Source organism: Streptomyces canarius (assembly GCF_014650735.1).
Lineage (GTDB): Bacteria > Actinomycetota > Actinomycetes > Streptomycetales > Streptomycetaceae > Streptomyces > Streptomyces olivaceoviridis.
This window is the reverse complement of record NZ_BMVN01000025.1, coordinates 36748-48887: the sequence shown is the minus strand read 5'-3', so window position 1 is coordinate 48887 and position 12140 is coordinate 36748. Positions and strand designations below refer to the sequence as shown.

Genomic DNA, 12140 nt, shown 5'->3' with positions numbered 1-12140 from the left:
AAAGCCGGGGGCCCTTCTCGGTGTCCGTACTGGGGATCAGGCGTCCAGAACCTGCCCCGCCCGCTTCACCACGGGCGGCTCCACACTCCACGGGAAGTTGATCCAGTCGTCGGTCCGCTTCCAGACGTACTCGCACTTCACGAGGGAGTGGGACTTCTCGTAGACCACGGCCGAGCGCACCTCGGCGACGGTGTCGAGGCAGAAGTCGCGGACCAGCTTCAGGGTCTTGCCGGTGTCGGCCACGTCATCGGTGATCAGCACCTTCTTGTCGGAGAAGTCGATCACGTTGGGCACGGGCGCGAGCATGACCGGCATGTCGAGGGTCGTCCCCACACCGGTGTAGAACTCCACGTTCACGAGGTGGATGTTCTTGCAGTCGAGGGCGTAGGCGAGCCCGCCCGCGACGAAGACGCCCCCGCGCGCGATGCTGAGCACGATGTCGGGCTCGTACCCGTCGTCGGCGATGGTCTGCGCCAGCTCGCGGATGGCGGCCCCGAACCGCTCGTAGGTCAGGTTCTCCCGCACGTCTGCGCTGCTCATGCTGTTGTCGCCCTCACACCTGGGTCCGATGGAAATTGAGGTAGGACCGCGAGGCGGTCGGCCCGCGCTGCCCCTGGTACCGGGAGCCGTAGCGCTCACTGCCGTACGGCGACTCGGCGGGCGAGGTCAGCCGGAACATGCAGAGCTGCCCGATCTTCATCCCCGGCCACAGCTTGATGGGGAGCGTGGCGAGGTTGGACAGCTCCAGGGTGACGTGCCCGCTGAACCCGGGGTCGATGAACCCCGCGGTGGAGTGCGTGACCAGGCCCAGCCGCCCGAGCGAGCTCTTCCCCTCCAGCCGGGAGGCGAGATCGTCGGGAAGCGTGATCACCTCGTACGTGGAGGCGAGCACGAACTCCCCGGGGTGCAGGATGAACGGCTCATCGCCTTCCGGCTCCACCAGCCGGGTCAGATCGGCCTGCTCGACGGAGGGGTCGATGTGGGGGTACCGGTGATTCTCGAACACCCGGAAGTACCGGTCCAGCCGGACGTCGATGCTCGACGGCTGCACCATCGTTTCGTCGTAGGGATCGATCCGTACCCGCCCGGCGTCGATCTCGGCCCGGATGTCCTTGTCTGAGAGAAGCACGTAGCGAGGATACGCAAGGCGCGCGGACCCGTCGCAATCGCGACGGGTCCGCGCGCCCGCTGTCACACGCCGACTACAGCCGGTCCTCGCCCGCGGCCCTCACCTCTTCTGGAGGACGACGGGGACCGCGCTGCGGAGCCGGGCACACCGCGGACACCGCACGAGCCGGCCGGGGCCGAGCCGCTCGGCCTTCTGCATCGGGAACGAAGCGGTGCTGAAGACGTGCCCGTCCGCGCATCGGACGACGGTGCGTTCCATCAAGTCCCTCAAGTCCCTTCCCCAAGAGCCTCGTCCGGCGTTGCTGCCCGGACGACAAAGGCACATTACGGGATCAAAGAGACGACTCTCCAGGCGGCACTCCGGCCCCACCGGGTGGCTCCACGGTACGCCCCAACTCCGGCCGCCCGCAGCCGGATACCCCGCTGAAACCGACTCAACCCCCGGGGTCCGGACACCGGGGGCCGACGATGATGTAGAGTGAGCAAGCGTCCGGACAGCGGACCCTCCGGGGCCGATCCGTCCGTATTACGCGGGTGTAGTTTAATGGTAGAACATCAGCTTCCCAAGCTGAGAGCGCGAGTTCGATTCTCGTCACCCGCTCCAAGAGAAACCCCCCAGGTCAGCGGCCCGGGGGTTTCTTGGTTTTCTAGTCCGGTCTGAGGGGGGTGTGCTCTCCGCGCTCCGGTAAGGGCAATCGCGCGCCGGGGCGCCTTCCGCTCCGCTCCATGGGGTGAGTTTGACCCCATTACCCCGGCCTGTCTCGTTGTGGCCGCGATGGTCATCCCATGAGTGAGACACGAGTACCGCGTGACGGGACTCCGGCGGAGGTCCGGACGGGCGACGGGCCCCGGTTGCCAGGGGAAGGGCGGAACACCTGGCGCTTCCGGCTACCCCGGACGCGACGCCCTCTCCCCTTACCGGTCCTGTGGGTCCTCGCGGTTCTGCTCGCCCTGTCCGCGACCGCCGTCCCCGCCCCACGTGCCCACGCCGTCAACGGGAGCACCTCGCCGTGCGCGGTGCAGGGGCAGGGGACCAAGGTCAACGAGGGCCAGAACACCGACTACACCCAGTTCCTGGATCCCCTGGGCGTCAAGAACATCGGCGTGGTCTACGTGGACTTCCCCGATGTGGCCGGCGCCGGCGACGTCGCGGACTACTACAACCTGCTGACCCCGGCCGCCGACTGGGTGTGGAACGCCTCGTACGGCAAGACCTGGCTGAGCATGCGGCCGGTCGTGAACCGCTGGATCCGGATGCCGTCGGCCTCCAACGCCTACGGCACCTCCAGTCCCACCTATCAGCAGCACACCCGGTACGTGACCGACGCGCTCCGCGCAGCAGCCGACGCCGGCGCCGATCTGGCCAGGTACGACCTGTTCTACATCGTCTCCACCGCCCACTCCCAGGTCACCGGCTCCCACACGTGGTACTGGACGCCCACCCAGCCGATTGTCATCAAGGGCACGACGATTCGTTGGGCGGTGACGTTCGGCACCGACATGTGGCACTGGGGTCACAAGGTGGCCGCCCACGAGACCGCCCACGTCTTCGGAGCTCCCGACCTGTACGCCTTCGGCGGCGATCAGCACCGGTACGTCGGCGGCTGGGACGTGATGGGACACGTGGCCGGGGCCGCCCCGCAGTACTTCGGCTGGACCTCCTGGAAGTTCGGCTGGACGGGGGACGACCAGACCGTGTGCGTATGGCAGAGCAGGACCCAGAACACCGCCACTTTGAACGGTGTGGAGTACACCGGCGGCACCAAGCTGCTGGTGGTCAGAACCGGCACCACCACCGCCTACGTCGCCGAAGCCCGCAGGAAGGCCCACAACGATTCCGGAGTCTGCTCCTCGGGCGTGGTCATCTACAAGGTCGACACCTCCGTCGCGAGCGGCCAGGGACCGATCCGGGTGATGCCCAACCCCAACGCCGCGGCGCCACCGACAGGCTGCGGCACGCTGGACATGGCCACCTGGCAGCCCGGCCAGACCTTCTACGACCGAGCGGCCAACGTCCAGTTCACCGTCCGGACCGCCGACGCCCACAACAGCACGGTGAACGCCATCAAGTGGTGACCACCAGGCGTCGCCCGTGCCGGCCGGCGGCCCACAAGAGCCCCGGCCGCCCACGAGGAACGAGTTCGTGGGCGGCTCGGGGGTGGTGGCGAGGGACGGCGTGTGCGTTGTGCCGGCCGGCCCGTCGCCTCATCGTCCCTCTACCCGAGGATCGAGGACGAGTCGCAGCCGAGACTGGCGCGGCTGGCGACGGTGAAGGAGATGCTTCCGAAGTTCTCCCAGAGGTTGTTGATGTTGGCGAACAGCCACCTCGTGGTCAGGCTGTGGTCGGCCGACGAGAGGGTGGCGGTCCGGCCCTCCGTCCCGGGCCTGATCCGGAACGTCACCACGGTGTCCCACAGCTTCTGGGGCGGTGTCTCCTGGGCGCTCAGCGTCGTCCCGGAGAAGCTGCCCGGCCCCGTCACCGACACCACATCGGCCACCGCCATGACCGAGGCCAGATTGACCCGGTGGATGTGGTACTGCGCTCCCACGGGATTGCGTGTGGTGTCCGGGCGCCACCTGAACGTGAACGTCGACCCCGGCGCGATCCGACCGCCGAACGGGTTGGGCGACGCCGATTCGTGGATCACACCCTCGCCCAGCCGGGCGCCGAAGACGTTGCGCCAGTAGAAGCGGGGGTTGAGCCCTGCGTTCCCCGGCTGAATGCACTCCGGGTCCCGCGCTGCCATGGTCTGTGCCGCCGCGGCAGGCCGCGCCGGCCGCGCCTGCGCCGTGGCGGCGTTCGCGGGCAGTGACGACGCCAGCAGCATCGCCGCGGCCAGCGCCCCCACGGCCCATGTGCCCCGCTCTCCCCGCCGCAGCCGCAGCCGCAGCACCGACGAGGCAGCGCGCCCGATACGGCCCGGCAGACGGTTTCCTGCTCCGTACATCCTCCAGCCTTTCTCTTCCGCGTGACCCGTCGGCGACCCGGATGAGTACCGGAACCGCCGACGGGCCGGTTCGTCGGGGGGCTCAGTCCTCGTCGGGGTCGAGGACGCGGCCCTTGAGCTTGATCGGGCTGGCGGAGCCCACCTTGAGCTGACCGTCGGTGTAGCGGCCCGGCGTCGCGCCGTCCACGGCGGTCACCTGGGCGCCGTAGCCGATGCACTCCTGGTTGGAGGACAGGTACGGGTTGTGCGTGAAGGTCAGGGTGCGGCCCCCGTCGCCGAGGGTGCCCTGGGTGGTTTCCAGGTTGCCCTTCGCCTGGAGCGTGCTGACATCGTGGTAGGCCCAGGAGAGCCAGCCGGTGAACACGAAGCCGGTGGGCGCCTTCAGGGTGAAGGTGATGTCTCCGGGGTTCACCGGGTCGGGGACGGTGCTGAGGATGCCGAAGCTGAGGTGGGCGGGGACTCCGCCCGGCGCGTCCTCGACGATGCCCTGCTGGAGGATGTAGAGCTTGTTCTCGGAACCGGACTGGACGGGGGCCTGGGTCTGCGTGGCCATGCGTGTCCCTTCTGTGGATGGGTGCGTCCGCGTGAGCGGATCCGCCGGTGGCGGGCTTGGGGGCCGGGCCCGCTCATGGACCGTCGGGGTCGGGTACGGCTGTCATGAGCTAGGCGGACGGCTCGGGGTCGGTCGGTGCGTGGTCGGCCAGGAGCGGGCCGAGGACGGACAGGGCGCCGAGGGCGATGTCCTCGTAGAGGTAGAAGCCGGCCTCCAGCGGCGGCAGTTCGGCGCCGGTGTCGTCGGCGCCGGTGTCGTCGGTGCCGGGTTCCGGGTCGGTGGCGTACCCGGCGTCGTCGTCGGGGTCGGCGTCGTCGTCGGGGGCGGCGCCCGGCCCGAGCAGGTCGGTGAGGTCCTGCGCGGCACTCAGGAGGGTGCTGCGGGCGGTGGTGGTCAGCAGGCGCAGGGGGAGGTCGAGCGCGGCGGTCGTGCGCTGGCCGGGAACCAGCTTCGTCACCACCGGTGCCTCCTCGGTGGCCGCGGCGATCAGCTGCACGGGGAGCGTGCACGCGGCGACGATCCGCTCGGCGGACATCACGGGCGGGGGGTCGCCGTCGACCATGAGGTCTTCCCACTCCATCAGGTCGAAGAGGAACTGACCGCCCTTGTACAGGGGCCAGGGCCGTACGGTGTCGAGCAGGAGGCGGGCGCGTTCGGGGGTGTCGCGGCGCAGGGCCACGCCGTGCCTGGCCAGGGTGCACAGGCACTGGCGCAGGCTGCTGTTGACGTGGCCGAGGAAGGCGAGGGCCCGGTGGTCGGTGGGGGTCAGCGGGCCGGTGGCGGTGGGATCGGCCGGCGGGGGCGGGGGCGGGGTGGTGGTCACAGTGGCCTTGAGGTGACGTAGTGGGCGATCTGCCGCAGGACGGCTTTGCCTTCGTTCTCGGGGATGAACCGGAGGTCTTCCTCGAAGCGGGCGATGCCTTCGGCGGCGAGCCGGTCGGCGAGGTCGGTGGCGTACTCGATGGAGCCGTGCCGGCGCATGGCGGCGAGGAGTTCCTCGGCGTGCTGTTGGGTCTTGTCGGTACGGCGCTGCCGCAGGACGTCCAGGAGGCGGGGCCGCTCGTGGGCGTACGCGGTGCGGAAGAGGTGGATCAGCATCACCGTGCGCTTGCCTTCGAGCAGGTCGCCCAGGGGCTCCTTGCCGTAGAGGGCCTCCTCGCCGACCAGGTTCAGGATGTCGTCCTGGATCTGGAAGGCGATGCCGATCAGGCGGAACGCCTCGTCGAACCGGCTCAGCACGGCGGGGTCGGTGACGCCGGCGCAGACGGCGCCGATGCGGCACGGGCTGATGCAGGTGTACCAGCCGGTCTTCTTGGTGCTCATCGTGAAGTAGGCGTCGTCGGTTCCGGGGACGACCTCGTGGCGGATCCAGCCCAGCTCCATGGCCTGCCCCTCGATGGACTCCCGGCACATGTGCACCGCCTCGTGGATGAGGCCGAGGGTGCGGACGAGGCCGAGGGTTTCGAGGTTGGACAGGAAGGCGTCGACGGCGAGCAGGTTCATCCCGTCGCCGACGTTGACGGCCAGGCCCAGGCCGTGTTCCTCGTGCAGGGTGGGCAGACCGCGCCGGTGGGTGGACTCGTCGGCGATGTCGTCGTGGACGAGGAAGCCGTTGTGGAACAGTTCCAGCGCGGCGGCGGCGCGTACGGCGTCGTCGGGGCGCCCGCCGAAAGCGGCGCAGGCGGCGATGGTCAGGGTGGGACGCAGGCCCTTGCCCTGGCGGGCGGGGTAGGAGCGCATGAGGTCGTACAGCTCGGCACGCGGTTCGCGGTCCGGCAGCAGCCGTTCGATCTCCTCGTTGGTACGGGCCCGGCACCGGAGCATGGTCTCCATCAGGTCCGCGTCCTGGACGGTGTCCTCCAGCGACCAGTCGGTGCTGGTGCGACCGTCCCACAGCAGGCGGGGCGCGGTGACGGTGGTGTCGCCGATCAGTACGGGCGGTGCGGGCGCGTCCTCGGGGGAGCGCCGGGCGAGGAAGTCCAGCGCCGTCCAGTCGACCGGGTCGGCGGCCGGTCCCCGGGCGGCGGGTGTCGCGCTGCCCCACAGCTGGGGGGCCTGTTCGCGGTAGGCCCCCCACAGTTCCTGCATGCTGCGCAGGCCCGCCGCGCGCTGGGACAGCAGGGTGAAGGCCCGCCAGACGGCGAGGGTGTCGTCGCGGGAGCCGCGGACGTCGAGGCTGTCGGGCAGGACCTGGCCGGCGGGCGGGCGCTGGAGGTCGAACAGCAGGTTCATGGCCCGGTTGTCGAAGGCGACCTCGACGTCGGGGTCCGGGCAGCGGTCCCGGTCCACCACGATGCGGCTGTGCCGTGCGGTGAGTGTGGCGTGGCTGCCGTCGTTGAAGTGCAGGCCCAGCCGGATGCCGCGCAGTTGGTCGGCCGCGGCTGCGAGGATCGCCGGCGCCCGGTCGGACAGGGCGGCGACGGTCTCGTCCAGCAGCCGTGCACCGGTGAACGCGGGGACGGTCTCAGTCACGGGCACCCCCGGCGAACTCCACGATGCCCCCGGTACGGAAGCCGATACGGCGTCCGCCGATACGGCCCTCCACGGTGCACGGGCCGAGGGTCTCGTGCACGCTGAACGGGCGCAGGCTGGTCTCGGAGGGGTTGATGATCCGGCCCGCCGTGTGCGAGCGGAAGTCGAGGACGAGACGGTCGTCGCCGAGCCGTGCGGTGATCACCAGCCGGCCGGGCACCGCGGCCATCGGCGGGGTGCCCAGCAGGCCCGCCAGCGGCGGCACCATCGCCACCCGGTCACGGTCCAGGCTGCCGCTCACGGCGACCCGCAGAGTACGCCGCGGGAAGTGGCGGATCATGCGCCCGTCGCGCCACAGCATCACCGATCCGTTGGCCGCGTCCGCGGGATACGCGGGCTGGATGAGGGTGAAGACGACCGCCGAGGGCGGGGCCTGGTCGACCGGGCCTGAGGGGTCGTTGACGAATCCGAAGACCCAGCCGCCGAGTGTGGGCCAGGACCACCGGCCGCGTACCCGCTCGTGGTAGCCGAGCAGACCCGTCTCCGTCGCCGTACCGTCGCCGTGCCGCAGGGTTCCGGCGCCCAGGACACCGGGCTCCGACTGCCACCGCAGATGCTCGTCGTCGCCGAACGGCGCGCACTGCGAGGTGCACGGCCTGCTGGTCCGGGTCAGCCGTACGTCCACCGCCGGCGCCGCCGAGCGGGCCGCCACCCGGAACGCACCGGGTTCACCGTGCGGGTGCGGCAACCGGAAGGCGGACCACGGCAGTTCCGGCTGCTCGGCGTTGAACTGCGTCGCGCTCCAGCCGTGCTCCTCCCCGTAGAGGAGCAGGATCGCCATGTGCTGTCCCTCGGCCGCCGTGCCGGTGCCGCTGCGACGCCCGGTGGCGGGGGCGCCCGGGTGCGCGAAGACCGAGCCGGTGGAGGAACCCAGGACGGAGAGGTTCGCGATGAGTGCCTGCTGCCCGCACCGGGACAGGAACGCGTAGTGCAGCCATTTGCGGTCGAGCGGGTGGGCGAGCGGGGCATGCGGGAAGGGGCCCTGCGGACCGAGCCTCGGGAGAGCGGGCGTGGACACGTTTCGAACACTAACCCAGAGTCACCGGTCACGTGCAATGTGTGACCATCATGAGGGTGACCTGGGAGCACAGAAACGATTACCTCCGCATTCATGGTTTGAGAACGCAAAGAGCCGCCCATGGCGGGTGGTCCGCCACGGACGGCTCCGGATGTGTGCGTGCCCCCGTCAGTCCTCGTCGGTCCCCGTCAGTCCCCGTCAGTCCTCGTCATCTCCGAGAACGCTCGCCCTCAGGCGCACTTCCGGCCGGCCCGCGATCACCGCCCGCCCGTCGGTGTACCGGCCCGGCTCGGCGTCGTTCAGGGCACGGATGCCGAGCGTGTAGACCAGGGCCGCCGCCGGATGGCCGGCAGTGTTCAGGCGGGGCTCGTCCGTGACGGCCAACGATCGGCCGCCGTCCCCGACCGTCCCCGTCGGGTTCCCGCCGGGGATGACCGTGCGATCCGCGCGGTAATACGCGCAGGTGACCCGGCCGTCGAAGACGAACCCCGTCGGAGCCGTGAAGTGGTGCGCCACCCGTCCCGGGGCCCAGGGGTCGGTGGAGGAGACCCGTACGTGGATCAGCTCGCTCTGCCCTCGCCGGATCTCCAGACCGACCTCCTGCCGGACCAGCAGCCGGGCGGACTGCGCAGAGGGGTCGGGTTCCCGCTCCGGCTCCCGTTCGCGCTCGGGTTCCCGCTCGCGCTCCGGTTCCACGTCCGGCGTCGGCTTCTCGTCCCGTACCGGCTCCGTGTCCTCGGAGGGTGCGGCGGTGAGGGGTACGGCCGCGATCCGGTGGTGGAAGTTGTCCGCCACGAGCAGGCGCCCCGCCGGATCCACGGCGAGACCGCACGGGTAGGCCAGCTCGGTGTGTACGACGGCGTCGGCCGGGTCGCCGGAGGCGGTGCGCTCGCAGGCAGCCGGATCGGGCTGCCCCGCGACGACACGGGCCGTTCCGTCGGCCAACCGCCACACGCGGTGTCCGGTCTGGTCGGCCACGTAGAGCACGCCCTCAGCGTCGACCGCCACCGCGCACGGTGCGCCCCAGTCGACCGCCGTGCCGTCGGCGCCCCCGTCCGACGGGCCCGCCAGCACCCGAAGCACCCCGTCCGAGCCGAGCAGCAGTACCCGCCGGCCCTCCGGGTCGGCGATGTACAGCCGGCCGGCCGCGTCGACCGCCAGGCCGGCGGGGAGGAACGCCTCGCCCGCGTTCGCCGCACCCGAGCCACCGGACCGCCCGGATGCCGCGACGACCGTACTGATGACACCGTCGCCGTCGACCCTGCGCACTCGGGGAGTGCCCGCTTCCCCGACGTACAGCCGGCCGGCCGCGTCGACGGCCACGGCGCACGGGGCGTCCAACCGGGCGCGGTCGGCCGGGCCGCCGTCACCGTCACCCTCGCCTCCACCGCGCGAGCCGTCTCCCGCGACGGTGCCGATGACACCCGAGGGATCGACCCGGCGGATCCGGTGGTTCATCTCGTCGGCGACGAACAGGGCGCCGTCCGGGGCGACCACGAGCGCGGACGGGAAGCCGAGGCGGGCGCGCACCGCGTCGGCGCCGTCCCCGGCGAAGCCCCGCAGCCCGTCCCCGGCGATCGTCGTCAGGGTGCCGGTGCCGTCGATCCGGCGGATCCGGTGGTTCGCGTGGTCGGCGACGAAGACCGCGCCGCCTCCCACGGCCACGTCTGCGGGAAAGGCCAGCTGTCCGTCCGGCGCGGGGCCGCCGTCCCCGGAGAAGCCGGCCGCCCCGTTGCCCGCCACGGTGCCCGGCAGGCCACCTCCGTCCGGCTCGTCCGGCGCCCGCCGCCGCGCCGCGGCCCTGGCCGTCACGCCGCCACCCCCCGGCACGAGCGCGGTCGGGCCTTGATGCCGCCCGCCACCTCACACGTCCACGGCCTCGTCTCCCGCATCTCCCTCTCCTTCCGCACCACCGTTGGCATTTCCTCTGCATACCGGTCGGACGGGCACCGCAGGAGCAGCCACCGCGTCAGCCACCCGCACGGGGGAGGCGCCGGGCGAAACGGACGGCGACGGAATCCGTACGGGAGGAAGGCGGCGGTCGTCGACGGCTTCGGCGGGGCGCGCGTTGACGCACTCCGCTCCGCCCCTGTGCGCCGTACCGAGCCTCAACTGCACTCGAACAAGTGACGCGGAATCGATTCCGCATTCCAAACGGGGGAACGGCGGCATACCCCCGGCGGATCCGGGCTAACGATGGACCCGGATGAAAGTCCGCTGCGCGCCGCGATGACCACGCGACCGCCCCGCTCGAAGCCACGGGCGGCGTCCTGCGTTCCGTCTTCGGACGCAGCCTTCATGACGACCGCGATCGCGTTCGGTGAACCGCGCGGCGTGCGGTGCTGAGCCCTGGCCGCCTCCCGCGGGCCCGGGCGACCCGCACCAGGACGCCTCTTTTTCCGCCGCACGCTTCGATCACAGCCCAGGAGGACTCGGAGATGAGCACCGACGTGCAGACCAAGAAGGAAGCCTACAAGCGGGGGGAGGAACGGGGACGCGCCGATGCGCTCGCCGGAAAGCCCTACGCCGACCCGCCGCGCGACGGCACGCGCGGCGAGCAGGACCAGTACGCGAACGGCTACGACTGGGGTTACGAACAGGGCCGTGCCCAGAAACTCGACCTCGTGGTGTGGCAGGAGGGCGGGGTCGAGGACGCTCCGGGCGGGCTCGGCACCACCATCAACATCTGCGTGCGCACGCCGAACTGGAGCGAGACGGTCGACGCCGGTGAGCGCGAGCACGTCTTCACCGCCCCCACCGGATTCCGCTGGAACGGCACGGTGGGCGCACAGTACAAGCGCATCGACCAGACCACGGGCGGCAATCTGCCCCCCGTCCAGGCCACCGTCAGCGACGACGGGCGCACCCTGACCTTCAGCTACCACGTGCACCTGAACACCGGCAGCGAGGACAAGGACTGCATCGTCTACACCTGCGGTCTCGAAGCCGTCGACGGGGCCAGGACCGGCCGCCACACCGACGGCATCGCCCAGATCGGTACCGCACCGCCGGCCAAGCTCAAGGCCGAGGTCATCGAGGACGAGGACTGAGAGAGCGGGATCCAGAATCATGACCACCGTCGTCACCTCCGGCCTCTTCTCGTCCACCAACCCCGCCATCTCACCGGTCAACGGCGTGGGCACCGACTACATCCAGTGGGGCAGCGCCGGCAGCCAGAGCGGGTACCAGTTCCGCGGTGAGGCCGCGGACGTCCAGCTCGACGGCACCGAGTTCGTCGTCGGCACGTTCGTGCACCGCAACAAGCCCACGAATGTCAGCCCGAGCCAGTTCGACGTCCAGCTCACCATCAACGTCATGTTCGAGGACGGCAGCACGACCGACCTCGACTTCAGCTTCCACCACAACGAGACGCCCAACAGCACCGGTACCAGTCCCGCGGACGACGACCTGGTCGACCTCCAGACCTTCATCCACCCCCAGCCCGTCACGATCGACGGCAAGCAGTACCGGGCGGTGCTGAGCGGGTTCAAGCGCAACGGCCAGATCGTCCGGCAGTTCCGCAGCCCGGAGGGCGGCATCAACTTCGCCGACGTCGTGTGCATGTTCACGCTCGACGAGCCCGACGTGATCATCTCGGGCCTGCGCTACCAGGGCACGAGTACCGGCCAGGCGGACGAATACGTCGAGATCCTCAACAAGGGCGGCGGGCCCCAGGACCTGACCGGCTGGAAGGTGGAGGCCAAGCCCACCGGCCGCTCGTTCGCCTTCCCCCCGGGAACGGTCGTCCAGCCCGGTCAGCGCTACCGCGTCTACACCAACGAGAACCACCCGGAGTACGGCGGCTTCTCCTTCGGCTCCGCCGGCGAGGTCTGGCGTGACCAGGGCGGCATCGCCCGCCTGGTCGCGGACGACGGCTTCGTCGTCGACCAGTCCCCCTACCTGGACAAGGGGTTCGGCAAGACCGGCACGCCGTGAGCCGGATCCGCCGGCCCTTCGATGA

At 70.7% G+C, this 12140-nt stretch carries 11 protein-coding genes and 1 tRNA gene; 4 read left to right on the top strand and 8 right to left on the bottom strand.

Features of this window, described 5'->3' with window-relative positions; all coding sequences use genetic code 11:
• Window positions 1-36: 36 nt before the first annotated feature.
• Both IE294_RS29370 and dcd read right to left on the bottom strand, forming a co-directional pair.
• Window positions 37-540: a phosphoribosyltransferase gene (locus IE294_RS29370; RefSeq protein ID WP_189891030.1), complete on the bottom strand. Its 504-nt coding sequence runs from the start codon at window positions 538-540 to the stop codon at window positions 37-39.
• 13 nt (window positions 541-553) lie between these two features.
• Window positions 554-1129 carry a dCTP deaminase gene (gene dcd, locus IE294_RS29365; RefSeq protein ID WP_014673940.1) on the bottom strand — a complete coding sequence of 192 codons (576 nt, stop codon included), beginning with the start codon at window positions 1127-1129 and terminating at the stop codon, window positions 554-556.
• A 529-nt stretch (window positions 1130-1658) separates the two neighbouring features.
• Between dcd and IE294_RS29360 the strand changes: the two genes are divergently transcribed.
• Window positions 1659-1732: transfer RNA gene (locus IE294_RS29360), tRNA-Gly, on the top strand.
• Window positions 1733-1914: 182 nt separating this feature from the next.
• On the top strand, window positions 1915-3204 hold the full coding sequence (locus IE294_RS29355) for a metallopeptidase domain-containing protein (RefSeq protein ID WP_229917406.1): 1290 nt from the start codon (window positions 1915-1917) through the stop codon (window positions 3202-3204).
• 140 nt (window positions 3205-3344) lie between these two features.
• Here IE294_RS29355 and IE294_RS29350 read toward each other — a convergent pair whose 3' ends face one another.
• The 6 genes from IE294_RS29350 to IE294_RS29325 all read right to left on the bottom strand — a co-directional run bounded on the left by IE294_RS29350 (window position 3345) and on the right by IE294_RS29325 (window position 9991).
• Complete coding sequence (locus IE294_RS29350) at window positions 3345-4076, bottom strand: hypothetical protein (protein WP_229917405.1); 732 nt, start codon at window positions 4074-4076, stop codon at window positions 3345-3347.
• An 82-nt stretch (window positions 4077-4158) separates the two neighbouring features.
• Complete coding sequence (locus IE294_RS29345) at window positions 4159-4629, bottom strand: hypothetical protein (RefSeq protein WP_189891028.1); 471 nt, start codon at window positions 4627-4629, stop codon at window positions 4159-4161.
• 109 nt (window positions 4630-4738) lie between these two features.
• Window positions 4739-5452, bottom strand: coding sequence for a hypothetical protein (locus IE294_RS29340; protein ID WP_189891026.1), 714 nt, complete (start codon window positions 5450-5452; stop codon window positions 4739-4741).
• Window positions 5449-7101, bottom strand: coding sequence for a polyprenyl synthetase family protein (locus IE294_RS29335; protein ID WP_229917404.1), 1653 nt, complete (start codon window positions 7099-7101; stop codon window positions 5449-5451). Before IE294_RS29335 ends, IE294_RS29340 begins: the two co-directional genes overlap by 4 nt.
• Window positions 7094-8179, bottom strand: coding sequence for a hypothetical protein (locus tag IE294_RS29330; protein WP_189891022.1), 1086 nt, complete (start codon window positions 8177-8179; stop codon window positions 7094-7096). The genes IE294_RS29335 and IE294_RS29330 overlap by 8 nt, the downstream gene beginning before the upstream one ends.
• A gap of 198 nt (window positions 8180-8377) precedes the next feature.
• Window positions 8378-9991, bottom strand: a complete 1614-nt coding sequence (locus IE294_RS29325; RefSeq protein ID WP_229917403.1) for an NHL domain-containing protein — start codon at window positions 9989-9991, stop codon at window positions 8378-8380.
• A gap of 626 nt (window positions 9992-10617) precedes the next feature.
• On the opposite strand from IE294_RS29325, the gene IE294_RS29320 reads away from it, so the two are divergent.
• Complete coding sequence (locus tag IE294_RS29320; RefSeq protein ID WP_189891020.1) at window positions 10618-11229, top strand: hypothetical protein; 612 nt, start codon at window positions 10618-10620, stop codon at window positions 11227-11229.
• A gap of 19 nt (window positions 11230-11248) precedes the next feature.
• Window positions 11249-12115 carry a lamin tail domain-containing protein gene (locus IE294_RS29315; protein WP_189891018.1) on the top strand — a complete coding sequence of 289 codons (867 nt, stop codon included), beginning with the start codon at window positions 11249-11251 and terminating at the stop codon, window positions 12113-12115.
• Window positions 12116-12140: the final 25 nt, after the last annotated feature.